The sequence below is a fragment of the Nocardia sp. 149-1B genome (genome assembly GCF_057747975.1).
In genome coordinates, this window is record NZ_CM173233.1 from 4,284,099 (window position 1) to 4,310,413 (window position 26,315).

The 26,315-nt window shown below is 70.8% G+C and carries 24 protein-coding genes; 5 read left to right on the plus strand and 19 right to left on the minus strand.

Annotated features, from left to right (window positions below):
- Positions 1–170: 170 nt before the first annotated feature.
- From AC3ANS_RS20445 to AC3ANS_RS20520, 16 genes are all read right to left on the minus strand, one after another.
- On the minus strand, positions 171–1,175 hold the full coding sequence (locus AC3ANS_RS20445; RefSeq protein WP_488293410.1) for a polyprenyl synthetase family protein: 1,005 nt from the start codon (positions 1,173–1,175) through the stop codon (positions 171–173).
- Positions 1,172–2,773 carry an NADH-quinone oxidoreductase subunit NuoN gene (nuoN, locus tag AC3ANS_RS20450; protein WP_488293411.1) on the minus strand — a complete coding sequence of 534 codons (1,602 nt, stop codon included), beginning with the start codon at positions 2,771–2,773 and terminating at the stop codon, positions 1,172–1,174. Before nuoN ends, AC3ANS_RS20445 begins: the two co-directional genes overlap by 4 nt.
- The gene (locus AC3ANS_RS20455; RefSeq protein WP_488293412.1) at positions 2,773–4,311 is read right to left on the minus strand and encodes an NADH-quinone oxidoreductase subunit M; all 1,539 of its coding nucleotides are present in this window, start codon (positions 4,309–4,311) and stop codon (positions 2,773–2,775) included. Before AC3ANS_RS20455 ends, nuoN begins: the two co-directional genes overlap by 1 nt.
- 70 nt (positions 4,312–4,381) lie before the next feature.
- The gene (gene nuoL / locus AC3ANS_RS20460) at positions 4,382–6,310 is read right to left on the minus strand and encodes an NADH-quinone oxidoreductase subunit L (protein WP_488293413.1); all 1,929 of its coding nucleotides are present in this window, start codon (positions 6,308–6,310) and stop codon (positions 4,382–4,384) included.
- A 13-nt stretch (positions 6,311–6,323) separates the two neighbouring features.
- On the minus strand, positions 6,324–6,623 hold the full coding sequence (nuoK, locus tag AC3ANS_RS20465) for an NADH-quinone oxidoreductase subunit NuoK (protein ID WP_284532386.1): 300 nt from the start codon (positions 6,621–6,623) through the stop codon (positions 6,324–6,326).
- On the minus strand, positions 6,620–7,450 hold the full coding sequence (locus tag AC3ANS_RS20470; protein ID WP_488293414.1) for an NADH-quinone oxidoreductase subunit J: 831 nt from the start codon (positions 7,448–7,450) through the stop codon (positions 6,620–6,622). The genes nuoK and AC3ANS_RS20470 overlap by 4 nt, the downstream gene beginning before the upstream one ends.
- Positions 7,447–8,049, minus strand: coding sequence for an NADH-quinone oxidoreductase subunit NuoI (gene nuoI / locus AC3ANS_RS20475; RefSeq protein ID WP_488293415.1), 603 nt, complete (start codon positions 8,047–8,049; stop codon positions 7,447–7,449). Before nuoI ends, AC3ANS_RS20470 begins: the two co-directional genes overlap by 4 nt.
- Positions 8,049–9,422: an NADH-quinone oxidoreductase subunit NuoH gene (gene nuoH / locus AC3ANS_RS20480; protein ID WP_488293416.1), complete on the minus strand. Its 1,374-nt coding sequence runs from the start codon at positions 9,420–9,422 to the stop codon at positions 8,049–8,051. Before nuoH ends, nuoI begins: the two co-directional genes overlap by 1 nt.
- Positions 9,419–11,821 (minus strand): NADH-quinone oxidoreductase subunit G, encoded by a 2,403-nt coding sequence (locus AC3ANS_RS20485; protein WP_488293417.1) that lies wholly within the window; start codon positions 11,819–11,821, stop codon positions 9,419–9,421. The genes nuoH and AC3ANS_RS20485 overlap by 4 nt, the downstream gene beginning before the upstream one ends.
- Positions 11,818–13,128, minus strand: a complete 1,311-nt coding sequence (gene nuoF, locus AC3ANS_RS20490) for an NADH-quinone oxidoreductase subunit NuoF (protein WP_488293418.1) — start codon at positions 13,126–13,128, stop codon at positions 11,818–11,820. Before nuoF ends, AC3ANS_RS20485 begins: the two co-directional genes overlap by 4 nt.
- Positions 13,125–13,904, minus strand: coding sequence for an NADH-quinone oxidoreductase subunit NuoE (gene nuoE, locus AC3ANS_RS20495; RefSeq protein WP_488293419.1), 780 nt, complete (start codon positions 13,902–13,904; stop codon positions 13,125–13,127). Before nuoE ends, nuoF begins: the two co-directional genes overlap by 4 nt.
- A gap of 82 nt (positions 13,905–13,986) precedes the next feature.
- Positions 13,987–15,327 carry an NADH-quinone oxidoreductase subunit D gene (locus AC3ANS_RS20500; RefSeq protein ID WP_488293420.1) on the minus strand — a complete coding sequence of 447 codons (1,341 nt, stop codon included), beginning with the start codon at positions 15,325–15,327 and terminating at the stop codon, positions 13,987–13,989.
- Entirely contained in the window at positions 15,327–16,076 is a 750-nt protein-coding gene (locus tag AC3ANS_RS20505) for an NADH-quinone oxidoreductase subunit C (RefSeq protein WP_488293421.1), read from the minus strand. The genes AC3ANS_RS20500 and AC3ANS_RS20505 overlap by 1 nt, the downstream gene beginning before the upstream one ends.
- Positions 16,073–16,627 (minus strand): NuoB/complex I 20 kDa subunit family protein, encoded by a 555-nt coding sequence (locus tag AC3ANS_RS20510; protein WP_488293422.1) that lies wholly within the window; start codon positions 16,625–16,627, stop codon positions 16,073–16,075. Before AC3ANS_RS20510 ends, AC3ANS_RS20505 begins: the two co-directional genes overlap by 4 nt.
- 135 nt (positions 16,628–16,762) lie before the next feature.
- The gene (locus tag AC3ANS_RS20515) at positions 16,763–17,122 is read right to left on the minus strand and encodes an NADH-quinone oxidoreductase subunit A (RefSeq protein ID WP_488293423.1); all 360 of its coding nucleotides are present in this window, start codon (positions 17,120–17,122) and stop codon (positions 16,763–16,765) included.
- A gap of 252 nt (positions 17,123–17,374) precedes the next feature.
- Positions 17,375–18,064, minus strand: a complete 690-nt coding sequence (locus AC3ANS_RS20520) for a demethylmenaquinone methyltransferase (protein WP_488293424.1) — start codon at positions 18,062–18,064, stop codon at positions 17,375–17,377.
- A 166-nt stretch (positions 18,065–18,230) separates the two neighbouring features.
- Between AC3ANS_RS20520 and AC3ANS_RS20525 the strand changes: the two genes are divergently transcribed.
- Positions 18,231–19,154, plus strand: a complete 924-nt coding sequence (locus AC3ANS_RS20525; RefSeq protein WP_488293425.1) for a L,D-transpeptidase family protein — start codon at positions 18,231–18,233, stop codon at positions 19,152–19,154.
- A gap of 18 nt (positions 19,155–19,172) precedes the next feature.
- Here the strand turns inward: AC3ANS_RS20525 and AC3ANS_RS20530 are convergent, their stop codons facing one another.
- On the minus strand, positions 19,173–19,787 hold the full coding sequence (locus AC3ANS_RS20530; protein ID WP_488293426.1) for a hypothetical protein: 615 nt from the start codon (positions 19,785–19,787) through the stop codon (positions 19,173–19,175).
- A gap of 64 nt (positions 19,788–19,851) precedes the next feature.
- Between AC3ANS_RS20530 and AC3ANS_RS20535 the strand changes: the two genes are divergently transcribed.
- The gene (locus AC3ANS_RS20535; protein ID WP_488293427.1) at positions 19,852–21,120 is read left to right on the plus strand and encodes an isochorismate synthase; all 1,269 of its coding nucleotides are present in this window, start codon (positions 19,852–19,854) and stop codon (positions 21,118–21,120) included.
- Positions 21,121–21,213: 93 nt separating this feature from the next.
- Here the strand turns inward: AC3ANS_RS20535 and AC3ANS_RS20540 are convergent, their stop codons facing one another.
- On the minus strand, positions 21,214–21,849 hold the full coding sequence (locus AC3ANS_RS20540; RefSeq protein ID WP_488293428.1) for an MBL fold metallo-hydrolase: 636 nt from the start codon (positions 21,847–21,849) through the stop codon (positions 21,214–21,216).
- Between the two features lie 35 nt (positions 21,850–21,884).
- Here AC3ANS_RS20540 and AC3ANS_RS20545 point away from each other — a divergent pair, with 35 nt between their 5' ends.
- The 3 genes from AC3ANS_RS20545 to AC3ANS_RS20555 all read left to right on the plus strand — a co-directional run bounded on the left by AC3ANS_RS20545 (position 21,885) and on the right by AC3ANS_RS20555 (position 24,431).
- Positions 21,885–22,508, plus strand: coding sequence for a LysE family transporter (locus AC3ANS_RS20545; RefSeq protein WP_488293429.1), 624 nt, complete (start codon positions 21,885–21,887; stop codon positions 22,506–22,508).
- Positions 22,509–22,925: 417 nt separating this feature from the next.
- Entirely contained in the window at positions 22,926–23,516 is a 591-nt protein-coding gene (locus tag AC3ANS_RS20550; RefSeq protein WP_488293430.1) for a TetR/AcrR family transcriptional regulator, read from the plus strand.
- 24 nt (positions 23,517–23,540) lie between these two features.
- A complete protein-coding gene (locus tag AC3ANS_RS20555; protein ID WP_488293431.1) occupies positions 23,541–24,431 on the plus strand; it encodes an alpha/beta fold hydrolase in 891 nt (296 codons plus the stop codon).
- A gap of 3 nt (positions 24,432–24,434) precedes the next feature.
- Here AC3ANS_RS20555 and AC3ANS_RS20560 read toward each other — a convergent pair whose 3' ends face one another.
- The gene (locus AC3ANS_RS20560; protein ID WP_488293432.1) at positions 24,435–26,309 is read right to left on the minus strand and encodes a Na+/H+ antiporter; all 1,875 of its coding nucleotides are present in this window, start codon (positions 26,307–26,309) and stop codon (positions 24,435–24,437) included.
- Between the last annotated feature and the right edge of the window lie 6 nt (positions 26,310–26,315).

Sequence of the window (26,315 nt, forward strand, 5' to 3'; positions counted from 1 at the left end):
GCGAAGGTCGAGCAAGCTGCGCGGCTGAGGAACGAAAGCCGCGACCGGCGGGTCGAGGGCGAGCTAGCAGCGACGCCCGAGGGACGAGGGCGGCGCGTGGGCTGGCGAAGGTCGAGCAAGCCGCGCGGCTGAGGAACGAAAGCCGCGACCGGCGGGTCGAGACCCAGTAGCTAAGAGGACCGAACGGCCACCAGGTCGGCGAAGGCCTCGAGGGCGTCCCGGACCGGGCCGGGGGGCACCACGGCGAGCTTTGCCTTGGCCTCGTGCGCCCGCGCGACGACGTAGTCACGGGCCTCGCCCAGCGCCGGATGGGCCCGCAGCAGGCGCAGCGCCTCGGCGTGGCGGTCATCGTCGTTGAGGTCGCCGGCGAGCAGGTCGAGCAGGCGTGCGTCGGCGGGGTCGGTGGACGCGCGCGCCATCAGCACCGGCAGCGTGGGCACGCCCTCGCGCAGGTCGGTGCCGGGGGTCTTGCCGGACTCACCGGACTCGGAGGCGATGTCGAGGATGTCGTCGGAGAGCTGGAACGCCGAGCCGACGATCTCGCCGTACGCCGTGAGCGCCTGCTCGACCTCGGGCGAGGCACCGCCGAAGCGGGCGCCGTAGCGCGCCGAGGTCGCGATCAGGGAGCCGGTCTTGCCGGCGACCACGTCGAGGTAGTGAGCCAGCGGGTCCTCACCGGGCCCGGGCTTCACGGTCTCGAGGATCTGGCCCTCGACCAGGCGGGTGAACGTCTGCGCCTGGATGCGGACGGCCTCGGGGCCGAGGTCGGCGGTCAGCTCGGAGGACTTCGAGAACAGGAAGTCGCCGGTGAGGATCGCGACGTGGTTGTCCCAGCGCGCGTTGGCCGAGACCGCACCGCGGCGCAGCTCGGCCTCGTCCATCACGTCGTCGTGGTAGAGCGAGGCCAGGTGGGTCAGCTCCACGACGCACGCCGCCGTGATCACCTCGTCGGAGTCCGGGCGGTCACCGGTCTCGGCGGCGAGCAGCACCAGCAGCGGCCGGAACCGTTTGCCACCTGCACTCATCAGGTGGCTGGCGGTCTCGCTGACGAAGCCGGCCCGGCTGACCACGTGGCCCGCCAGGGCGTCTTCGACCGCCAGCATGCGTTCGCGGAGCCGGGCGGCGAGCGCCGCGTCGGTGACGGGGAGCGCCAATCCGGAGGAAGCAGGGGTCACCTGACGAATTGTCCCGCATTGGCCGCGAGATCGAGCACTGGGCCGGGTACGACGCCGAGCACCAGCGTCGCGGCCACCCCGACCAGGATCGTCGCCGAGGTCAGCACGGACGGCTTGGTGACGCTGGCGACCTCGCCCTGCACGGTGACGTCCTCGTCATCGAAGAACATCAGCAGGATCACCCGGACGTAGAAGAACACCGCGATGATGCTGCACACGACGGCTGCGATGACCACCGGCCAGGCGCCGGCCGCGAGGGCCACGGTGAAGACCGCCCACTTGCCCACGAACCCGGCGGTCAGCGGGATGCCGGCCATCGAGAGCAGGAAGAACGCGAACACCCCGGCGACCAGCGGCGAGCGGCGCCCGAGCCCACGCCAGCGGGCGAACTGGGTGGCCTCGCCACCCGAGTCGCGCACCAGCGTCACGAGCGCGAATGCGCCGATGATCGAGAACCCGTACGTGACCAGGTAGAACAGCACCGCCTGAAGCGAGGTGACCTCGCCGTCGGCCAGGTCGGAGGCCTGCTGGACGCCGAGCACACCGGTGAGCAGGAACCCGGTGTGCGCCACCGAGGAGTAGGCGAGCATGCGCTTCATGTCGGTCTGCACGATCGCGAGGACCGCACCGACCAGCATCGTCAGGATCGCGATGATCCACAGCATCGGCTGCCAGGTCCACCGGTCGGAGCCGAACGCGACGTAGAAGAGGCGCAGCATCGCGCCGAACGCCGCGATCTTGGTGCCGGCCGCCATGAACGCGGTGACCGGGGTCGGGGCTCCCTGGTAGACGTCGGGGGTCCACGAGTGGAACGGAGCGGCACCGACCTTGAACAGCAGACCCACCGAGAGCATGCCCATGCCGATCAGCAGCAGGGTCTGGTTGCCGATGTCGTCACGGACGGCCTCGTTGATCTCCGAGAAGCCCATCGCACCGGAGAAGCCGTAGACGAGCGCGACGCCGTAGAGGAAGAACGCCGACGAGAACGCGCCGAGGAGGAAGTACTTCAGTGCGGCCTCCTGGCTCAGCAGGCGGCGACGACGCGCCAGGCCACAGAGCAGGTAGAGCGGCAGCGAGAGCACCTCGAGGGCGACGAACAGTGTGAGCAGGTCGTTGGCCGCGGGGAACAGCATCATGCCGCCCAGCGCGAACATCATCAGCGGGTAGACCTCGGTGTGCTCCAGGCCCCGCGTGGATGCCTGGCGCTCGGCCTCGGTGCCGGGCAGGGCGGCGGCCTGGCCGGCGAACGCCGACACCCCGCCCTCCAGCCGACGCTCGGCGAACAGCAGCGCGCCGCCGAGCCCGAAGATCAGCAGGATCCCCCAGAAGAAGAGCGTCGGGCCGTCGATCGCGATCGTGCCCTCGGCGTCGATCGCGCCGCGGGCGACGCCGTCGCCGAGGACGTGAAGGTCATGGGCGACCAGCACGGTCCCGGCGAACGCGACCACGATGCCGGCGACGGCGAGCACGGTCTGGACGACGAAGCGCAGCCCGCGCGGCACGAACGCCTCGACCACGACGCCTGCGCAGGCGACGCCGAAGACCACGAGGAGCGGCCACAGGTCGGCGTACTCGATCGTGGGCTTGATGAAGTCCATCAGTGAGCACCTTCCTCGCCGTGACCGGCAACCGACGGAGCCTCGTCGGACACACCGACGTGCTGCAACAGGGAGTCGACCGTGGGGTTGCTGACGTCGAGCAGCGGCATCGGGTAGAACCCGAAGAACACGAGCGCGAGCATCAGCGGGACGACGGCGACCAGCTCACGCCGGTTGAGGTCGACCATGGTCTCGTGGCCGGTGTCTCCCGGCGCCGGCGGACCGGTCATCGTCCGCTGGTAGAGCCAGAGCACGTAGATCGCGGCCAGCACGATCCCGGTGACCGCGATCGCTCCGACCCACCAGTGGTAGTCGAAGGCCGAGATCAGCACCAGGATCTCCGAGACGAACTGGCTCAGGCCGGGCAGGCCGAGCGTGGCCAGGCCCGCGATCAGGAACAGCCCCGCGAGCACCGGAGCCTTGGACTCGACGCCGGTGATCTGGCTGATCAGCGAGGTCCCCTTGCGCTTGATCAGGTAGCCGGCGATGAAGAACAGCGCGGCGGTGCCGACGCCGTGGTTGACCATGTAGAGGATCGAGCCCGAGCCGCCCTGGCTGCTGAACGCGAAGATGCCGAGGGTGATGAACCCGAAGTGGCTCAGCGAGGTCAGACCGATCAGGCGCAGGATGTCGTCCTGGCCGATCGCGACGAACGCGCCGTAGACGATCGAGACCAGCGCGACGGCCACGACCACGGGGGTCGCCCACTGCGAGGCCTCCGGGAACAGCCCGAGGCAGAAGCGCAGCATCCCGAACGTGCCGATCTTGTCGAGCACGCACACCAGCAGCACGCTCGTGCCGGGGGTGGCCTTCTCGGTGGTGTCGGCGAGCCAGGTGTGCAGCGGGAACAGCGGCGCCTTGATCGCGAACGCGAGCATGAAGCCGACGAACAGCCAGCGCTCGGTGTTGGTGCCGATGTCGAGGTGCTGCAGGTCGCTGAGGAGGTACGACGGCGTACCGGCGTCGGCCGACACGACGTACAGCCCGATCACCGCGGCCAGCAGGATGAGTCCGCCGGCGAGCTGGTACATCAGGAACTTCAGCGCGGCGTAGCCACGACCGGGGCGACCGAAACGGCCGATGAGGAAGTACGCCGGGATCAGCGTCGCCTCGAAGACCATGTAGAAGAGGAACACGTCGGTCGCCGCGAACACCGCGAGCGCGAAACCCTCCAGCGCCAGTGCCCAGGCGAAGAACGCGGCCGGCGAGCGGTCGTCGGCCTCGTGCCACGAGGCCACCAGGACCAGCGGGACCAGCGCCACGGTCATCAGGATCAGGAGCAGCCCGAGGCCGTCGACGCCGAGCGCGTAGTGCACGCCGAACGCCTCGATCCAGGTGTGCTTCTCCTCCAGTTGCATGCCGGCGCCGGTGTCGTACTGGGCGGCGATCGCGATGCCGACGCCGAGCGTCAGCAGCGAGAAGACCAGACCCACCTGCTTGGGCAGGACCGAACCCGGGGCCTTCGGCACGAAGGCCGTCGCCAGGGCACCGACCAGCGGCAACGCCCAGAGGAGGGTCAGCCAGGGGAGGTCGCTCATTCCGGGGTCCCCTCGGATTCGTGAGCGCAGGGAGCGCAGCGAGTGGAGTCGAGCGAATTCGTGGGGTGGGTCATGCGAGATTCACCGCCAGGAGGGCAAGGACGACGAGGAGCGCGCCGCCGAGGAGGGAGAGGGCGTAGGTGCGGACGAAGCCGTTCTGCGCGCGTCGGACCAGGCCACCGAGGCTGCCGATCGCCATCGGGCCGCCGGTGAACGTGCCGTCGACCGCGTGCTTGTCGACGGCCAGGAGGCCCCCGACCAGGTGCCGGCCCGGGTTGACCACCAGACCGTTGTTGATCTCGTTGCCGTAGAGCTCGGCACGCGCCGCGCGGGTCACGAAGGACACGTCCTGCGGTGCGGTGCGCGGGATGTCCCGCTTGCCGAACAGGACCCAGGCGAGCACGACGCCGCAGGCGACGACGATCACCGCGATCGTGGTGATCGCGAGCGCGGGCAGTGGCGGGTCCTCATGGGGGGCGGTGCCGACGACGGGTGCCAGGAAGTCCTGGATCCAGCTGCCGGCGAGCATCACGCCGCCGAGCACGGAGAGCGCCGCGAGGACGATCAGCGGGAACGTCATCACCGAGGGCGACTCGTGCGGGTGCACGTCCTTCTCCCACCGCTGGGTGCCGAAGTAGGTCATCAGCATCATCCGCGTCATGTAGAAGCCGGTGATGCCGGCGCCGAGCAGCGCGCAGATGCCGACGATCCAGTTGTCGGCCAGAGCGGTCTCGATGATCTTGTCCTTGGACCAGAAGCCCGAGAAGCCCGGGAACCCGATGATCGCGAGGTAACCCATCGCGAACGTCAGGAACGTCACCGGCATCGCCTTGCGGACCGCTCCGTAGTGCCGCATGTCGACGTCGTCGTCCATGCCGTGCATCACCGAGCCGGCGCCGAGGAACATGTTGGCCTTGAAGAAGCCGTGCGTCAGCAGGTGGAAGATCGCGAACGCGTAGCCCGCGACGCCGAGTCCCGCGCCGAGCATCATGTAGCCGATCTGGCTCATCGTCGATCCGGCCAGGGCCTTCTTGATGTCGTCCTTCGCACATCCGATGGCCGCACCCCAGAGGATCGAGATCAGCGCGATGACCACGACAGCGGTCTGCGCGTGGGGCGCGAGCTCGAAGATGAAGTTGGAGCGGACGATCAGGTAGACGCCGGCCGTCACCATGGTCGCCGCGTGGATGAGCGCCGACACCGGGGTCGGACCCTCCATCGCGTCGAGCAGCCAGGCCTGGAGCGGGAACTGCGCCGACTTCGCACATGCGCCGAGCAGCAGCAGCAGACCCAGGACCGTGAGCTGGGTGTCCGAGGCCCCGCCGGCCTTCTCGCTGATCACGGTGAAGCTCGTCGACCCGAAGGTCACGAAGAACATCATGATCGCGGTCGACATGCCCATGTCGCCGACCCGGTTGATGACGAAGGCCTTCTTCGCGGCGGCGGCCGCGGAGGGCTTGTGCTGCCAGAAGCCGATCAGCAGGTACGACGCGAGGCCGACGCCCTCCCAGCCGAGGAACAGCCCGAGGTAGTTCTCGGCGAGCACCAGCGTGAGCATCGAGGCCACGAACAGGTTGAGGTAGCCGAAGAACCGGCGCCGTCGCGGGTCGTGGGCCATGTAGCCGATGGAGTAGATGTGGATCAGTGAGCCCACGCCGGTGATCAGCAGCAGGAACAGCGCCGACAGCGGGTCGTAGAGCAGGTCCATGCCGACGTCGAGGTGACCGGTCTGGATCCAGCTGTACAGGTGCTGGCTGATCTGGCGGTCACCCTCGTCACGACCGAGCAGGTCGAGGAACAGCGCCAGCGAGATGCCGAAGGAGCCGATCGGGAGCAGGGTGCCGAGCAGGTGTCCCCACTTGTCGGTGAACTTCCCGCCGACCAGGAGGATCGCGGCGCCGGCGAGCGGCAGCGCGACGACGAGCCAGAGCAGCGAGTAGATCCCGTCCGCGCTCGTCGGGTGGACGACCGGGATGGCTCCCTCGTTGAATGCGTACATAGACCCAGTCACCTCAGTACTTCAGCAGGCTGGCGTCGTCGACCGAGGCCGAGCGACGGGTCCGGAAGATGGTCATGATGATCGCGAGCCCGACGACCACCTCGGCGGCCGCGACCACCATCACGAAGAACGCGGCGATCTGGCCGTCGAGGTTGCCGTGCTGGCGGGCGAAGGCGACCAGCGCGAGGTTCGAGGCGTTGAGCATCAGCTCCACGCACATGAACACCACGATGGCGTTGCGCCGGGTGAGCACCCCGACACAGCCGATCGTGAACAGGATCCCCGAGAGGACCACGTAGGCGGTCACATTCATTCGGTGGCGTCCTCTCCGGTGGCAGGGGCGGCCTCGGTCGTGGTCGCGGGGGCGGCCGCGTCGCGGCCGGCGTGCGGCGCTCCACCGATCTGGCCCTGGATCGGCTCGATGTCCTCAGCGCGGGCCGGCGCGGAGCGCACCGTGCCACGGGCAGCGAGCACCCGGGACACCGAGGACTCCGCGGCCGTGCCGTCCGGCAGCAGCGCCGGGGTGTCCACGGCGTTGTGCCGGGCGTAGACGCCCGGAGGAGGCAGCGGGCCGAGGTGGGCGCCGTGGTCGGCGTAGTCCTTCATCCGCTGGGCGGTGAGGGAGGCCTGGGTGACCTTGGGGGTGAGTCGCTCGCGGTGGGCGAGCACCATCGCGCCGACCGCTGCGGTGATCAGCAGCGCGCTGGTGGTCTCGAACGCGAACACGTAGCGGGAGAACAAGATGTTCGCCAGCGACTCGATGTTGCCGCCGGAGTTGGCCTTGTCGAGGCCGACCGCGCTGCCGAGCGAGATCTGCCCGAGTCCGAGCACCAGCACCAACCCGAGGGCCAGCCCGGCGATCACCGCGAGGACCCGCTGACCGCGGATCGTCTCGACCACGGAGTCGGAGGCATCGACGCCGACGAGCATCACCACGAACAGGAACAGCATCAAGATCGCGCCGGTGTAGACGATGATCTGCACGGCGAAGAGGAACGGCGCCTCGAGCGCGGCGTAGAGCACCGCCAGCGACATCATCACGACCGCGAGCAGCAGGGCGGCGTGGACCGCCTTGCGCACGAACAGGATGCCGAGGGCCGCGATCACCATGATCGGGGCGAGGATCCAGAACGCGATCATGCTCCCGCCTCCGTGCTCGTGCCGGCCGGGGCGCTGGGCGCCGGGGCGGCGTACTCGCCGCGGTAGTAGGCGCCTTCGTCGTCGCCGAGCCGCATCGGGTGCGGGGGCTGCTCCATGCCCGGCAGCAGCGGCGCCAGCAGGTCGGACTTCTCGTAGATCAGGTCGGCGCGGTTGTCGTCGGCCAGCTCGTACTCGTTGGTCATCGTCAGCGCCCGCGTCGGGCAGGCCTCGATGCACAGGCCGCACAGGATGCAGCGCAGGTAGTTGATCTGGTAGACGCGGCCGTAGCGCTCGCCGGGGCTGAACCGGCCGGACTCGCCGTCGGGGCCGAGCTCGTCGGAGTTCGACGCGCCCTCGACGTAGATCGCGTCGGCCGGGCAGGCCCAGGCGCAGAGCTCACAGCCGATGCACTTCTCGAGGCCGTCGGGCCACCGGTTGAGCTGGTGTCGGCCGTGGAAGCGCGGTGCGGTCGGGACCTTCTCGAAGGGGTACTGCTCGGTGACGACCTTCTTGAACATGGTCCGGAAGGTCACCCCGAACCCCGCGATGGGGTCCCAGAACTGCTCGCGCAGGCTCTTGGACTCGGATGGGCCAGCCATCAGATCTCCTCCCCCGCGCCGCCGGTGGTGGCGCTGGGCTGTGACGTGGACTGCGATGTCGACTGCGAGCTGGTCGCGGTGACGGGCGAACGACGGTCGAACGTCAGCGGCTGGGCCGCGCCGCGGACCGGGCCGCCGGTGGGCATCGGCGGGACGGGGTACGCCCCGGCGAGGGCCGCGGCGGGGGCGGTCGACTCGTCCTCGGTCTCACCACCGAAGAAGAACAGCGCCAGGAACAGCACCGCGAGCACGCCGATGCCGATCAGGAGGTACTGCCGGTCGACACCGCCGTCGAGCGAGATCGCGCGGATCGTGGCGACCGCGACGATCCAGACCAGCGAGACCGGGATCAGCCGCTTCCAGCCGAACGCCATGAACTGGTCGTAGCGCAGGCGGGGCAGCGTGCCGCGCAGCCAGATGAAGATGAACACGAAGAAGATCACCTTGCCGAGGAACCACAGCACCGGCCAGTAGCCCTCGTTGGCGCCCGCCCACGCGTGGTCGAGCCAGAACGGCGCGTGCCAACCGCCGAGGAACAGGGTGGTGGCGACCGCGGAGACCGTGGCCATGTTGATGTACTCGGCGAGGAAGAACAGCGCGAACGTCATCGAGGAGTACTCGGTGTGGAAGCCGCCGACCAGCTCGCCCTCGGCCTCGGGGAGGTCGAACGGCGCGCGGTTGGTCTCACCGACCATCGCGATCATGTAGATGACGAACGACGGCACGAGCACCAGCCCGAACCACAGGTTGTCCTGCGCCGCGACGATCTCGGAGGTCGACATCGAGCCGGCGTACAGGAACACCGCGACCAGCGCGAGCCCCATCGCGACCTCGTAGGAGATCATCTGGGCGCTCGAGCGGAGGCCGCCGAGCAGGGAGTACGTCGAGCCGCTCGACCAGCCGCCGAGCACGATGCCGTAGATGCCGATCGAGGCGATCGCCATCACGAACAGCACGGCGACCGGCATGTCGGTGAGCTGGAGCGGGGTGCGGGTGTCGGTGAACGGGATCTTCACCTCGGGCCCGAACGGGATCACCGAGAACGTCACGAACGACGGGATCACCGCGATCACCGGGGCCACCAGGTAGACGACCTTGTCGGCCGCCTTCGGGATGATGCCCTCCTTGAAGATCAGCTTGAGGGCGTCGGCGAGCGACTGCAGGAGGCCGAACGGGCCGTTGACGTTGGGACCCGGCCGGTGCTGCATGCGTCCGACGACGCGTCGCTCGAACCAGATGTTGAACAGCGTCAGCAGCAGCAGGAGCACCAGGATCGTCACGGCCTTGAGGCCGATCACCCACCAGGCGTCGTGCCCGAACTGCGAGAGGTCGTCGGCCTCCAGCGGGAGGATGGCCGGGAGCAGGGCGCTCATGAGTCAGATCCCTTCGCGACGGTCACGCGACTGCCGGGTGAGGCCAGGTCGGCCAGCACCCCGTTGCCGAAGGAGTTCGCCGGCACCCAGACCACGCCGTCGTCGAGGTCGGCGGGCTCGGCCGGCAGCGTCACCGAGCCGCGGTCACCGGTCAGGGTGACGGTCGGGCCGACGGCGTCGTACGCCGCCCGGCTCAGGCGCGCCACAGGCTGGCGACCGGTGGCCCGGTAGGCCTTGTCACCGTCCTGCATCGAGCCGTTGTCGACGAGCAGCTTCCAGGTCGCCAGGGCGAGCCCGTCGGTGCTCGAGGCGACAGCCGTCTCGAACCCGTCGAACCCGGCACGCTGACCGTCCCAGGGGCCCATCTCCTCCATCTGGGAGCGGGCCTCCTCGACGGTGCGGAAGCCCAGCGGGCTGCCCGTACCGAGAGCGCTCAGCTCCTCGGCGATCCCGGACAGGACGCGGAGGTCGGGCAGCGACGTCGGCTTGGAGAACACCGCCGGGAACGGCCGGGGGCGGCCTTCCCAGGTGACGAACGTGCCGGCCTTGTCGGAGACGGGGGCCACCGGGAAGACCACGTCCGCGAGGCGGGTCACCTCGGTCTCGCGCAGCTCGAGCGCGACCACGAACGAGGCGGCCTCGAGCGCGGCGCGGGTCGCGGCCGGGTCAGCCGTGTCGTCGGGGTCGACCCCGCCGACCACGAGCCCGGCGAGCTCACCGGAGCGCAGCGCGGCGACGATCGCGTCGGCGTCGCGGCCGGGCGTCTCGGGCAGCGACTCCACACCCCAGGTGGCACCGGCGTCGACTCGGGCGGCGGCGTCGGCGACCGGCCGACCACCGGGCAGCAGGTTGGGCAGGCAGCCGGCCTCGATCGCCCCGCGGTCACCGGCGCGACGCGGCACCCAGGCGAGCCGGGCGCCCGTGCGGGCAGCCAGTCCGGCCGCGGCGCTCAGGGCGCCGGGCGACGTCGCGAGCCGCTCGCCGACCAGGATCACGGCGGTCGAGTCGATGCCGAACTCGGCGTGGGAGGTGAGGCTGTCGAGCGCGGTCGCCTCGCCGCCAGGGGCGGTGCGGACGAGCTGGCCGCTCATCTTGGCCAGGCCGCGCGAGGCGTACGGCGCGATCGAGACCACGCGGGTCCCGGCCTTGGACGCCTTGCGGAGCCGCAGGAAGATCATGCCGGCCTCGTCCTCGGGCTCGAGTCCGGCGAGGACCACCGTCTTGGCGGACTCGAGGTCGGCGTACGTCACGCCGCCGTTGCCGGGGCCGCGCAGCGCGACCTCGGCAGCGAGGAACGCGGTCTCCTCGGCCGAGAGGGGCCGGGAGCGGAAGTCGACGTCGTTCGTCCCGAGCGTGACGCGCGCGAACTTGCTGTAGGCGAAGGCGTCCTCGGCGGTCACGCGGCCACCGGTGAGCACGCCCACCGAGCCGGCCTCACGCAGTCCGCGGGCGGCGACGGCGAAGGCCTCGGTCCACGACGCAGGGCGGAGCGAGCCGTCCTCGTCGCGCACCTGCGGGTAGGTCAGCCGGTCGTCCTCGGTGGCGTAGTGGAACCCGAAGCGGTCCTTGTCGGTGATCCACTCCTCGTTGACCTCGGGGTCGTTGCCCGCGAGGCGGCGCATGACCTTGCCGCGCCGGTGGTCCACCCGGATCGCGGACCCACAGGCGTCGTGCTCGGCGACGGAGGGCGTCGAGACCAGGTCGAACGGGCGGGAGCGGAAGCGGTAGTCGGCGCTGGTGAGGGCACCGACGGGGCAGATCTGGATCGTGTTGCCCGAGAAGTAGGACTCGAACGGCTCGCGCTCGTAGATGCCGACCTGCTGCAGGGCGCCGCGCTCGATCAGGGCGATGAACGGGTCACCGGCGATCTGCTCGGAGAAGCGGGTGCACCGCGCGCACAGCACGCAACGCTCGCGGTCGAGGAGCACCTGCGCGGAGATGTTGATCGGCTTGGGGTAGGTGCGCTTGTAGCCGGTGAACCGGGACTCGCCCCGGCCGTTGGACATCGCCTGGTTCTGCAGGGGGCACTCGCCGCCCTTGTCGCAGACCGGGCAGTCCAGCGGGTGGTTGATCAGGAGGAACTCCATGATCCCCTGCTGTGCCTTGTCGGCGACCGGGCTGGTGGCCTGGGTGTTGACGACCATGCCCTCGGCCACCGGCAGCGTGCAGGACGCCTGCGGCTTGGGGAAGCCGCGGCCGTTGCCGGCGTCGGGGATGTCGACCAGGCACTGGCGGCAGGCACCGACCGGCGCCAGCAGCGGGTGGTCGCAGAACCGCGGGATCTGGACGCCGACGCGCTCGGCGGCCCGGATCACCAGGGTGCCCGCGGGGACGCTGGTCTGGATGCCGTCGATCGTGACGGTGACCAGGTTGTCCGCGGCCTTGTCGGGTGTGCTCATGCTGTGGCTCCGGCAGGTGCGAAGACGGTGGCCGCCGCCGGGTCGAACGGGCAGCCGCCATGGGTGAGGTGCGCGACGTACTCGTCGCGGAAGAACTGGATCGAGCTCGCGACCGGGCTGACCGCCCCGTCGGCGAGCGCGCAGAACGACCGGCCGAGGATGTTGTCGCACTGGTCGAGCAGCAGGTCGAGGTCGTCCTCGGTGCCCTGGCCCTTCTCGAGAGCGGTGAGCACCTGGACCAGCCACCACGTGCCCTCGCGGCACGGCGTGCACTTGCCGCAGGACTCGTGCTTGTAGAACTCCGTCCACCGCAGCGTCGCCCGCACCACACAGGTGGTGTCGTCGAAGATCTGCAGCGCGCGGGTGCCGAGCATCGAGCCGGCGGCGCCGACGCCCTCGAAGTCGAGAGGTACGTCGAGGTGCTCGGCCGTCAGCAGCGGCGTGCTGGACCCGCCCGGGGTCCAGAACTTGAGCTGGTGGCCCTCGCGGATGCCGCCGGCGAGGTCGATCAGCGTCCGCAGCGTGATGCCCAGCGGCGCTTCGTACTGACCGGGCCGCTTGACGTGGCCCGAGAGCGAGAAGATGCCGACGCCCTTGGACTTCTCGGTGCCCATGGAGGCGAACCAGGCGTGCCCGTTGGCGATGATGCTGGGGACCGAGGCGATCGACTCGACGTTGTTGATCACGGTCGGGCTGGCGTAGAGGCCGGCGACCGCGGGGAACGGCGGGCGCAGCCGGGGTTGTCCGCGACGGCCCTCGAGGCCCTCGAGCAGTGCGGTCTCCTCGCCACAGATGTAGGCGCCGGCACCGGCGTGCACCACGATGTCGAGGTCGTACCCGGAGCCGTGGATGTTCGTGCCGAGGTGGCCGGCCAGGTAGGCCTCCTGGACCGCCCGCTGCACGCGGCGGATCACGTGGAGCACCTCGCCGCGGATGTAGATGAACGCCTTGTTGGCGCGGATCGCGTAGGAGCTGATGATCACGCCCTCGACCAGCGTGTGCGGGCTGGCCATCATCAACGGGATGTCCTTGCAGGTCCCCGGCTCGGACTCGTCGGCGTTGACCACGAGGTACTTGGGCTTGGGGTTGTCCTGCGGGATGAAGCCCCACTTCATGCCGGTCGGGAAGCCCGCGCCGCCACGGCCGCGCAGTCCGGACTCCTTGACCGCGTCGATGACCGCGCCAGGCTCCATCGAGAACGCCTTGTCGAGCGCCTGGTAGCCGCCGCGCTGCTCGTACGCCGCGAGCGTCCAGGAGCGCTCCTGGTCCCAGTTGTCGGTGAGGACGGGGGTGAGCGTGTCCGTCACTTCGCCTCTCCCTTCTCCGCGGCCGTCTCGGACGTGCCGCTCTCCTTCTCGACCGTGGCGTTCTCGGACTGCGGCGGACTCGCGTCGGCCGCGGCCTGGTGAGGCTCGTCGGCGACGCTGTGGCTCGATCCGTCCTGGCCGGCGGCGGGCGCCTTCCAGCCGCGCTCGCGCGCCAGGCCGAGCCCGACGAGCGAGGCGGGGCCGGCCGCGGGGCCTTCGTCGGCGAGGTCGTCGGGGAACCCGGCGAGCACCCGCTCGGCTTCGCGCCAGGTCACGATGCGCGGTCCGCGGGTGGAGTGGACCTCGGTGCCGGCGCGCAGGTCGTCGATGATCTGCATCGCCGTCTCCGGGGTCATGTTGTCCATGAACTCCCAGTTGACCATCATCACCGGCGCGTAGTCGCAGGCCGCGTTGCACTCGATGTGCTCGAGGGTGATCTTGCCGTCCTCGGTCGTCTCGTCGTTGCCAACCCCGAGATGGTCCTTGAGCCGCTCGAAGATCGCGTCGCCGCCCATGACCGCGCACAGCGTGTTGGTGCAGACGCCCACGTGGTAGTCGCCGACGGGACGGCGCTTGTACATCGTGTAGAACGTCGCCACCCCGCTGACCTCGGCCGCGGTGATGCCGAGCAGCTCGGCGCAGGCCTCGATGCCCTCGGGCGTGATCCGGCCCTCGGCCGACTGCACGAGGTGGAGCATCGGCAGCAGCCCGCTGCGCGGCTCCGGGTAGCGCGCGGCGATCTCGCGGAGCTCGCCGAATGTGGTTTCGCTGAGCATCAACTCGTGGCCTTCCGGGGTCCCTGCGAAGTTGTTCGCGGAGGAGCGAAGCGGGGGAGCGAAGAACTGAGTGGGGTGGCTCTCATCTGTCGACGCCTCCCATGACCGGGTCGATGGAGGCGATCGCGACGATGACGTCGGCGACCATGCCGCCCTCCGCCATCACGCTGGTCGCCTGCAGGTTGGTGAACGACGGGTCGCGGAAGTGCGCCCGGAACGGGCGGGTGCCGCCGTCGGAGACCACGTGGGCGCCGAGCTCGCCGCGGGGCGACTCCACCGGCACGTACGCCTGGCCCGCCGGGACCCGGAAGCCCTCGGTCACCAGCTTGAAGTGGTGGATCAGGGCCTCCATCGACTCACCCATGATGTGGCGGATGTGGTCGAGGCTGTTGCCCATGCCGTCGCTGCCGATCGCGAGCTGGCTGGGCCAGCCGATCTTCTTGTCGTCGATCATCACCGGGGCGCCGTCGAGGCCGGCGAGCCGGTCGGCTGCCTGCTCGATGATCCGCAGGGACTCCCACATCTCGTTGAGCCGCACCCGGAACCGGCCGTAGGAGTCGGAGGTGTCCCAGGTCTGGACGTCGAAGTCGTAGGTCTCGTAGCCGCAGTACGGCTGGGTCTTGCGCAGGTCCCACGGGTAGCCGGTGCTGCGCAGGACGGGGCCGGTGATGCCGAGCGCGAGGCAGCCCTCGATGTCGAGGTGCCCGATGCCCTCGAGGCGGCCCTTGAAGATCGGGTTGGCGTTGCAGAACGCGGCGTACTCCGGCAGCCGCTTCTTCATCAGGGCCACGAAGCCGCGGATCTCGTCCAGGGCGCCCGGGGGCAGGTCCTGGGCGACGCCGCCGGGGCGGAAGAACGCGTGGTTCATGCGCAGGCCGGTGATCAGCTCGAAGAGGTCCAGGCACAGCTCGCGCTCACGGAAGCCGATCGTCATCACGGTGAGGGCGCCGAGCTCCATGCCGCCGGTGGCGATGCAGACCAGGTGGGAGGCGATGCGGTTGATCTCCATGAGCAGGACCCGCATCACCGACGCCTTCTCGGGGATGCGGTCCTCGATGTCGAGCAGCCGCTCGACGCCGAGCACGTACGTCGCCTCGTTGAAGAACGGGCTCAGGTAGTCCATCCGGGTGCAGAACGTGACGCCCTGCGTCCAGGAGCGGTACTCCATGTTCTTCTCGATGCCCGTGTGGAGGTAGCCGATGCCCGCGCGGGCCTCGGTGACCGTCTCACCGTCGAGCTCGAGGATGAGCCGCAGCACGCCGTGGGTCGAGGGGTGCTGCGGGCCCATGTTGACGACGATGCGCTCCTGGCCCTCCTCCTCGGCGAGGCCGTCGGCGATCTGGTCCCAGTCCTGCCCGGTGACCGTGAAGACCCGGCCCTCGCTGGTCTCGCTGGTGCCGGAGTAGAGGTCCTGATCAGCCATTAGTTGTAGCTCCTGCGCTGGTCCGGCGGCGGGACGGTACCGCCCTTGTACTCCACGGGGATGCCCCCGAGGGGGTAGTCCTTGCGCTGGGGGTGGCCCGGCCAGTCGTCGGGCATCAGGATCCGGGTGAGCGCGGGGTGCCCGTCGAAGACGATCCCGAACATGTCGAACGTCTCGCGCTCGTGCCAGTCGGCCGTCGGGTAGACCGACACGACCGAGGGGATGTGCGGGTCGGCGTCAGGGGCAGCGACCTCGAGCCGGATCCGGCGGTTGTGAGTCATCGAGAGCAGGTGGTAGACCGCGTGCAGCTCGCGCCCGGAGTCGTCGGGGTAGTTCACGCCGCTGACTCCGGAGAGGAGCTCGAAGCGGAGCCGCTCGTCGTCACGCAGCACCTGCGCCACGGGGAGCAGGTCCTCGCGGCGCAGGTGGAAGGTGATCTCACCGCGGTGGATCACCACCCGCGGAGCCGCGATCTCGAGTCCGGCGTCGCGGGTCGCCGCCTCCAGCCCGTCCGCGACCTCGTCGAACCACCCGCCGTAGGGACGCTGGGCGTCGCCGGGGAGCACGATGGCCTGCTGGAGGCCGCCGTACCCGCTGGTGTCGCCGGTGCCGCGCACGCCGAACATGCCGTGGCGCTCACCGACCTGGTGCACCTCGCCCGCGGGGGCGGGGACGTTCTCGGGCGACTGGTCGGTCGCCGCCTGCTCGGGACCCTTCGGGTCCGGCTTGACGTCGCTGGAGTCGCTCACCGCAGCTGACCCTTCATCTCCGAGGTCGGCAGCGCCTTGAGGGCGGCCGACTCGAGCTCCTCGATCTCGGCGACCCGGTGGGCGCCGAGCTTGGTGTGCTGGACCTTGTCGTGCAGCTTGAGGATCGCGTCGATGAGCATCTGCGGACGTGGTGGGCACCCCGGGAGGTACATGTCCACGGGCACGATGTGGTCGACGCCCTGGACGATCGCGTAGTTGTTGAACATCCCGCCGCTGCTGGCGCACACGCCCATGGCGAGCACCCACTTGGGCTCGGGCATCTGGTCGTAGATCTGCCGGACGACCGGGGCCATCTTCTGGCTGACCCGGCCGGCGACGATCATCACGTCCGCCTGGCGCGGGCTGGCGCGGAACACCTCCATGCCGAAGCGGCCGAGGTCGTGCTTGGGGCCGCCGCTGGTCATCATCTCGATGGCGCAGCAGGCGAGGCCGAAGGACGCCGGCCAGAAGGACGCCTTGCGCATGTAGCCCGCGAGGCCCTCGACGGTCGAGAGCAGGACTCCCGCCGGGAGCTTTTCTTCAATTCCCATGGAGCAATCCTCCAGCTGAGGGTCGTGAGGTTCGTGCCATGCCAAGGCCGACGAGGGAAGGCGGCCTTGGTGCGGAGCGAAGCGGAGCGGCCGCCGACCGAAGAGAACGCAGGCAGGGTGCGGACATCACGACCCTCAGTCCCAGTCCAGGCCGCCGCGGCGCCATACGTAGGCGTAGGCGACGAAGACGGTGGCGATGAACAGGACCATCTCGACCAGCCCGAAGAACTTCAGCTCGTCGAACTGCACGGCCCACGGGTAGAGGAAGACGATCTCGATGTCGAAGACGATGAAGAGCATCGCGGTGATGTAGTACTTCACCGGGAACCGCCCGCCGCCCATCGGCTGCGGAGTCGGCTCGATGCCGCACTCGTAGGAGTCGAGCTTGACCCGGTTGTACCGCGACGGGCCGATCAGGAAGGCCATCGCCGCCCCGCCGAGTCCGAAGAGCGTCGCGAGGACGACCAGGACGACCACAGGCGTGTAGAGATCCATGCCGCGCCTTTCTAGAGCTGTGCCGCTGCGCCGGGGTGGCCCCTCACCAGCGGGCCCGTTTGTGACTTTGTGAATGCGATCACGAGGAGGCGCGCCACACAGTTAACCATTCCGTTCGGCGGTCCGCACGCGAGGGTGGGCAAAGCAGGAAGCAGTCTCCGAAACGCCCGCTGACCAGGGCATTTTACGAACGCGGACGTGCCCTAAATGGGCCCAGAGAAGCCCGTGGCGGCTACCGGCGGGTAGGCCCGATCAGCGGGTCGCGCGGTGCAGCGCGACGATGCCGCCGGACAGGTTGCGCCACTGCGGCGACTGCCATCCGGCCTCCCCCAGCATCGCCGCCAGGCCCTCCTGGTCGGGCCAGGCGCGGATCGACTCGGCGAGGTAGACGTACGCGTCCGGAGCCGAGGAGACGGCCCGGGCGATCGGCGGCAGTGCCCGCATCAGGTACTCGAGGTAGACGGTGCGGAACGGCGCGAACGTCGGGTGGCTGAACTCGCAGACCACGACCCGGCCACCTGGGCGGGTGACCCGGCGCAGCTCGCGCAGCCCGGCTAGGGGGTCGACGATGTTGCGCAGCCCGAAGGAGATCGTGGCGGCGTCGAACGTGCCGTCGGCGAACGGCAGCCGGGTGCCGTCGCCGGCGGTGAAGGGCAGGTGCGGCAGGGCCTGCTTGCCGACGCGGAGCATCCCCAGCGAGAAGTCGCAGGGCACCACGGTCGCGCCGCGGTCGGCGAACGGCTGGCTCGACGTACCGGTGCCGGCGGCGAGGTCGAGGACCCGCTCGCCGGGCTGGGGGTCGACCGCGGCGATGACCTCCTTGCGCCACCTCCGGTCCTGCCCCAGGGACAAGACGTCGTTGGTGACGTCGTAGCGCCGGGCCACCGCGTCGAACATGCGGCGGACGTCGTACGGCTGCTTGTCGAGCTCTGCGCGGACCACGGGCACAGGCTACGGCCCCACCACACCGCCCGAACCGTCCACCCGCCCCCACCGTCCAGGTCACAGGTTGGTCACGACCAGAGGTTCCGCCCGCGCGGCTGCAACCGAACGCCCTCGCCGGGAGTCACCCTCGTGTCGGACTCGTCTACTTCCCCTGGAGAGCTCCATGCTCCTCGCGCGTCGCCTGTTCCTCGTTGCCGCGGTCGCGGCCCTGCTGTGCGCGGTCGCGTTCGTCGCCGGCTACGCGCTCGAGGACGATTCCTCGGCACGGCCCGCCGCATCCGACCCCCGATCGGTCCCCACGGCCGGGCACCTGCCCACCTCGACCCCGACGCCCACGTCGACCCCGACCGCCGCTCCGGGCTCGACGCCCACCGCGACGCCGACCTCGACACCGACCTCGACGCCCACGCCGGCACAGACTCCGACCCCCACCCGCACGCCGACGCTCGAGCCGGGTCCGCGGCTCCTCGGTCCTGGCGACCAGAGCGACGACGTGCGTGACCTGCAGGCCCGGCTGAAGCAGATCTTCTGGTTCAACACCGACGTGACCGGCGTGTACGGCGACGTCACCACCGCGGCGGTCCGCGGCTTCCAGGCCAAGCGCGAGATCCCGGTGACCGGCGAGGTCGACCAGCGCACCCTGGACCGCCTGCGGGCGATGACCTCCACGCCGACGGACGCCGAGCTCCACAACCGGGGCAACACTCCGGGTGCGCTCGACCCGCGCTGCCGGACCGGCCGCGTCCTCTGCGTGGACAAGACCAGCTCGACGCTGCGCTGGGTCGTCGACGGCACCGTCCAGCAGACCCTCGACGTGCGGTTCGGCGCCTCGAGCACCCCGACCCGGGAGGGCCTGTTCCACGTCTACCTCAAGGACGCCGACCACGTGTCCCGGCTCTACGGGTCCTCGATGCCGTACTCGATGTTCTTCTCCGGCGGCCAGGCCGTGCACTACTCCTCGGACTTCGCCACGGTGGGGTACGCCGGCGCGTCACACGGCTGCGTGAACGTGCGCGACTACGACGGCCTCGTCCACCTGTTCTCGCAGGTCCGTGTGGGCGACGCGGTCGTCGTGTACTGGTCCTGAGGGGCTCTCAGCCCGGAGTCAGAGCTCGTCGAGCAGGGTGTCGGCCGTGTGGACCAGGTCCTCGGCGTCCACCTCAGAGGCACCGATCTGGGCGGTGAGGCCGTGGCGGGTGACCTGGCACTGGCTGAACACCGGGTCGGCCTGGTCGGTGCCGGTCGAGCCCTGGCCGTAGCTGAGGATGCAGACCCCGTCGCCCACGGCGGTGATCTCGGTGGCCGGGGCACCGCCGGAGGCCTTCGGGTCGGGCACGCTGTTGGGTGCGAAGGCGCCGCCCTCGGCGGCGAAGACCTGCACGAACACGGCCTTGGACCCGTCCAGCACGTAGGTACGGGTCGCGGCGGCATGACCCAGCACGTCGGGCAGGACCCGGTTGCCGTAGTCGGAGTTCGACTTCTCCTGCCCGGCGATCGAGTCGGCCTGGTCGGCGTAGTCGCCCTTCGCGAAGGACGCCGGGTCGTCGGCCGCGGCGTACCCGCCCGGCAGCGTGTCCGGCAGGGTCAGGCTGGTCGGCTCCTCGTCGCCCACCGCCTTCGGCAGGCCGATGGCGAAGGCGGCGACCACACCGAGGAAGAGCACGCCGACGGCGATGCCCACCCAGGTGGAGGTCCGGTCCGGTGACGTGCGGCTGCTCACGTCGGGGGACGGTACCCCGCCCGTGGGTGCGGGCTCCGGCGGGGTCCGCGAGTACCCTCGCAGGGTGACGAGCAGCCCCACGCCCGGCGACGCCTCGCCGGCCCCGGCGGACGCGCTGGTCGTCCGCACGGTCGCCCTCGACCTCGACCAGGCCGCGAGCCTGCTCGCCCTCGTGCCCGCAGACCGCCCGGTGACCTGGCTGCGACGTGGCGACGGCCTCGTCGGCTGGGGCGTCGCCGCCGAGGTCCGGACCCACGGCGACACCCGGTTCGCCGACGCCGGCAAGTGGTGGAGCGAGACGATCGCGCGGGCGTCCGTGCACGACGAGGTCAACGAGCCCGGCACCGGCCTGGTCTCCTTCGGCTCGTTCGCCTTCGCCGACGAGCCCGGCGACTCGATCCTGGTCGTGCCCCGCGTGGTCGTCGGCAGGCGCGGCGACCTGACCTGGCTGACAACCGTCGGGGAGGTCACCGACCCGATCGCCGCCGCGGAGCCGCCGTCGGCGCCCTCGTCCGTGAGCTTCGCCGACGGGGCACTGAACGGCGAGCAGTGGATGTCGGTCGTCGCCGACGCCGTCGCGCGGATCAGCTCCGGCGACCTGGAGAAGGTCGTGCTCGCGCGCGACCTGATCGCGACGGCCACCGAGCCCATCGACGTGCGCTGGCCGTTGGGACGGCTCGCCGCGACGTACCCGATGTGCTGGACGTTCCACGTCGACGGCATGTTCGGCGCGACCCCCGAGATGCTGGTCCGCCGTGAGCGCGGGCTGGTCACCTCGCGGGTGCTGGCCGGCACGATCCGCCGCACCGGCGACGACGAGCGCGACCTGGCCCTGGCGGCGACCCTCGCCCGGTCCTCCAAGGACCTCGAGGAGCACGAGTACGCCGTCCGGTCGGTCGCCGACGCGCTGGAGCCGCACTGCTCCTCGATGAACGTCCCCGAGGCGCCGTTCGTCCTGCACCTGCCGAACGTCATGCACCTGGCCACCGACGTGGCCGGGGTCGTCCACGACGCCGCGACGGTCTCCTCGCTCCAGCTCGCCGAGGCGCTGCACCCCTCCGCTGCCGTCGGCGGCACGCCGACCCCCGTCGCGACCGCGCTGATCTCGCAGATCGAGGGGATGGACCGGGACCGCTACGCCGGCCCCGTCGGCTGGATGGACTCCTCCGGTGACGGCGAGTGGGGCATCGCCCTGCGCTCGGCCCGCCTCGACGGCGCCACCGTGCGGCTGTTCGCCGGCTGCGGCATCGTCGCCGACTCCGACCCCGAGGCCGAGCTCGCCGAGGCCCAGGCCAAGTTCGTGCCGGTACGCGACGCCCTCACAGCGGATTGACCGGGGCGCGCCGACCGTAACCACGACGTCGGAAGGTCAAGCCAAGAGCGATCCGCGGCCGGCGTGGCGGCGGAGCCGACACGCCAGACGCGGCTAGAGGTCCTCGCCGTCGGCGCGGCGCACGTACTCCAGGCCGTCCTTCGGCAGGAACACGTTCATGTGGGTGTCGGCGATGCCGAGCCCCGCCTCGCTGTAGACCCGGTCGTGGATCGCCAGGTTGCGAGGCGCCTTCACGGCGCGGGCGAACTCGATCGCCTCGGAGACCCGCATCCAGGGCGCCGAGACCGGGCAGAACAGTACGTCGACGTCCTCGCCGGGCTCGGTCAGCGCGTCGCCCGGGTGGTAGACCTTGGTCCCGCCGAGGTCCAGGACGTAGCCGCTGTTGGTGATCCGCGGGTACTCCGGGTGGATCACCGCGTGCAGCTCACCGATCGCACGCACGGGTACGCCGACGTCGAACGCCTCCCCCGGGGCGACGACGGTCAGCCGCTCGGCGACCGCGGGTGAGTCCTCGCGGATCTTGGCGGCGACCGCCTCGATCGTGAACACCGGGGCGTCGGTCGCGAGCAGGTGCGCGGGCAGGTAGTGGTCGGGGTGCTCGTGGGTGATCAGCACCGCGTCCGCGCCGTCGACGGCGGAGACGTCGGTGAAGACACCCGGGTCGAGCACCACCGTCGTGCCGTCGTGCTCGAGCCGGACGCAGGCGTGGCCGAACTTCGTAATGCGCATGCGTTGCACGGTAGTCCGCTGGGACGATCGGTCCCGTGCCCAGCTCGGACCTGCTCAGTGTGGTCCTGTCCGGTCTCGTCACCGGCTGGGCGATCGCGATCCCGATCGGCGCGGTCGGGGCGTTCCTCGTCACGCTCTCGGCGCGTACGTCGGTCGGCGTCGGTGCGGCCGGAGCCCTGGGCGTCGCCACGGTCGACGGTGGCTACGCACTGCTCGCGGTCATCGCCGGCGCGGCCGTGGCGGACGCCCTCGCTCCGGTGGCCCACGGCCTGCAGATCGCGTCCGGCGTGGTGCTGCTCGCGATCGCCGCGCTCACGGCGGTCCACGCGCTCGGCCGGGCCGGCCGCGTCCGGCAGGCGTCGACCATGAGCCCGGCCGCGGCGTACGCCCTGTTCCTCGGCATCACCGCGGTCAATCCCACGACCGTCGTGTACTTCGCGGCCGTCGTGCTGGGCAACCAGGACCTGACGACCGGACCGGTCCAGGGCGCGGTCTTCGTGGCCGCGGCGTTCGCGGCGAGCGCGTCGTGGCAGCTGGTGCTCGCCGGGGGCGGGGCCGCCCTCGGCCGGGTCGCCACCGGGCAGCGCGCCCACGTCGTCACCGGCCTGGTCTCGGCCGTGGTCGTCGCGGGTCTCGCCGTCCACACGATGCTCGCCTGACGCCCTCACGCTGCACGACGTCGCGTTGGCGTGCGGGCAAGGCGCGCCGGTTCGCGCTCTCCCGTCGCTCATGGCTGGGAGCGGTATCCTCCCGCTGGCGTCATTGCTTGTCCTCCACCGGCCGGCTCGTGGTTCCCTTCGGCGGCGTCGCCGCCCTTGACCCGACCGACTCCGGTCGAGTTGCCGCCCATCGAGAGGGCACCGACCTGTGGTCACCACAAGGCGCCATACCTTTCGAGCCCTCGGACCCACGCTTCGTTGACGTCTTGGGACGTCCGCGGGGCCCGCAGCCAACGCGCCGACCGCAACCACACCGTCGTGAGACCGACCCAAGAGCGATCCGCGGCCCGCGCGGCGACGAAGTCGACGCGCGAGACGCGGCTTCCCAGAAAAGCACGACCGTTCTATCGTGACGACGTGAGCAAGGGCCAGGAGACGAAGTCCGCGATCCTCGACGAGGCGCTCGCCGTCGCGTCGCAGGTCGGCTTCACCGGGCTCTCGATCGGTCACCTCGCCGAGCGGACCGGCATGAGCAAGAGCGGCCTGTTCGCCCACTTCCAGTCCAAGGAGCAGCTCCAGCTCCAGACGCTCGCCCACGCCCGGCGCAAGTTCGTCGACACCACGGTTCGCCCCGCGCTCACTGTGCCCCGCGGCGAGAAGCGCCTCCGCGAGCTGTTCGAGCGGTGGCTCGTCTGGGAGACCCAGGCCCTGCCGGGCGGTTGCATCTTCGTCACCGGCTCGATCGAGTTCGACGACCAGCCGGGGCCGATGCGCGACGCCCTGGTCGCCGACCAGCGCGACTGGCTGGACACGATCGCGACCGTCACCGAGACGGCGATCGCCGAGGGCGACCTCCGGCCCGAGGTCGACCCACGCCAGGTCGCCTTCGAGCTGCAGGCCCTCACGCTCGGCTTCCATCACTTCGCTCGGCTGCTCGGCGACGAGCACGCGGCCGACCACGTCCGGACGGCGTTCGAGGCGATCCTCGAGCACGCCCGCGCACGCTGAACCCTCCCGAAAGGCAGATCCGGCATGACCTTCTCATCCTCACAGAAAAGCACGATCGTTCGTATCAAGAACCTGGCGCTCGGCGGAGTCTTCCGGCTCGGCGACCGGTTCGCCCCCGAGGTCACGGGCCGCCGGGCCTGCGACCTGTGGTTCACCGTCCCGCCCACGCTGGCGGCGACGCCGCTCCCCCCGGGCGGCGAGGCGTTCACCGTCACCGCGCAGGGTGCCGCCGTCCGCGGCCACGTGTGGGGCACGGGGCCGGTCGTCTACCTCGTGCACGGCTGGGGCGGACGCGGCACCCAGCTGTCCGGGTTCGTCGAGCCCCTGGTCGCGAGCGGCCATCGAGTGGTGCTGTTCGACGGCCCTGCGCACGGCGACTCCGACCCCGGGCCGGCCGGTGCCCGGCGGACGCACGGCGTCGAGCTGGGCCGGGCGCTGGACGCGGTCGCCGCACGGTTCGGCCCGGCCGAGGCCGTGGTGGCCCACTCGCTGGGGACGATCGCGACGTACCTGGCGCTGCGCTTCGGATGGCTGGGGACCCGTCGCCTGGTTCTGGTGGCGCCGATGGTCGAGGCGGAGAGCCTCTTCGATGGGTTCCAGGCCGCTCTCGGCTTCGGCCCGCGCACCCGTCGGGCGTTCGACCGAGCGGTGGACCGGCTCGTCGGGGTGCCCGTGGCGGACTTCGACGCCCGGGTGCAGGCGGAGCACGCCGGCCCGGTCCCGACCCTGGTCGTGCACGACGTGGGTGACCGCCAGACGGCGTACGCCGATGCCCAGGCGTTCGTCGAGACCCTGCCCGACGCCCGGCTGGTGAGCACCGAGGGGCTCGGGCACCGCCGCATCCTGCGCGACCCCGCCGTGATCGCCCGGGTCGCCGCATTCATCGGCGGCGACGACCGCGTCGAGGCAGCGTGACGCTCAGGCGGTGAGGTGGTGGACGTAGCACCAGCGCCAGTCCTCGCCGGGTTCGGCGGACTGCATCACCGGGTGCTGGCTGTCGTGGAAGTGCTCGGTCGCGTGCTGCCGCGGCGAGGAGTCGCAGCAGGCGACGTTCCCGCACTCCAGGCACCGCCGCAGCGCGACCCAGCGGGTGCCCTCGTCGAGGCAGGCCTGGCAGTACGTCGCCGGCGGCTCGTCGACCGCGGGGTAGCGCTCCAGGTCGTCGCAGAGGTCGCCGATCTGCCAGCGGCGGGCGGCGTACGCCGCGGTCTCGTCGCGTTCCTGCTCGGCACTGTCGAGCATGGACTCCTCGACGTCGAGCATCGCCAGGACGTCGGCGACGACCTCGGAGGGGACCTGCCCGTCGCCCCGGATCTCGAGGATCCGGCGGCGCTCGGCGTCGATGAGCCGGGTGCGGATCCGGTAGTAGAGCGCGGCCGGGGACTCCTGGTTGGCTTGGGTGCCGAGGCGCTCCCAGGCGGCGAAGTTGCGCTGGTCGAGCCGCTGCCGGATCAGGTCGACGACGCCGGCCTGGTCGTCGTACTCGAGCCCGTCGAGCTCCTCGAGCGCGGCCTTCGACGCCTGCTGGAGCAGGGTCGCGCGGGCGAGGGCGTCGTCGAGGGGGTCCGGCGACGGGACCCGGAGCCGGCGGGCGAACCACGGCAGGGAGAGGCCCTGCAGCAGCAGCGTCCCGGCCACGACGGTGAACGCCGCCATCAGCAGCACCTCGTGGTGCTCGGTCTTCGGGGGGATCACGAAGGCGGCCGCGAGCGTCACCACACCGCGCATGCCGGCCCAGCCGAGCAGGAACATGAAGGACCAGGGCGGGGCCCCGTAGCCGCCCTCGCGGTTGCGCGGGCGCCGGAACAGCACCCAGCGCGAGCCGAACACCCACACGAGCCGCAGCACGATCACCGCGGCCAGGGTCGCCAGGCAGACGGTCGCGATCCGGGCCGCGCTCAGGTCGCTGTCGGCGAGGTCCTGCACCAGCCACTGGGTCTGCAGGCCGATCAGCGCGAAGACGGTGTTCTCGAGCAGGAACGCGATCGTGCGCCAGTTGATGCGCTCGGCGATCCGCGACTGGGCGGTCTGCAGGACGGGCGCCCGGTGGCCGAGGAGGAGCCCGGCCACGACCACGGCGATCACGCCCGAGGAGTGGATCTCCTCGGCGACGATGTAGCAGGTGAACGGCACCACCAGCGAGAGGGCGACGTCGACGGAGGGGTCGGTGATCCGCCGCCGCATCCAGGCCGCGAGCCAGTAGGCCACCAGCCCGACCGCCGCCCCGCCGGCGGCTGCGATCACGAAGTCGAGGCCGATCTCCCACGGCCGGACCGTCCCGGTGGCAGCGACCGCAGCGAGTGCGGTGCGCAGCAGCACCAGCGCGGACGCGTCGTTGAACAGCGACTCGCCCTCGAGGATCGTCACGATCTTGCGCGGCAGCCCGATGTGGCGCCCGATCGCGGTCGCCGCCACCGCGTCCGGGGGCGCCACCACCGCGCCGAGCGCGAAAGCCACCGGCCACGAGACACCGGGGACCAGCGCGTGCACCAACCAGCCCACGCCGGCCGTCGTGAACAGCACCAGACCCACCGACAGCAGCAGGATCGGCCGGCGGTAGGTGTTGAAGTCGACCAGCGAGGACGAGATCGCGGCGGCGTACAGCAGTGGCGGCAGCAGACCGATCAGGACGATGTCGGGTTCGAGGTGCACCTGCGGGACGAACGGCAGGAACGACGCGCCCCCGCCGACGACGACCAGGAGCAGGGGCGACGGCACACCCAGCCGGCGCGCCAGGACCACGCCGGCGAGCACACCGACGGCCAGCGCGACGAGGAAGAGGGCGACGTCCACCCGGAC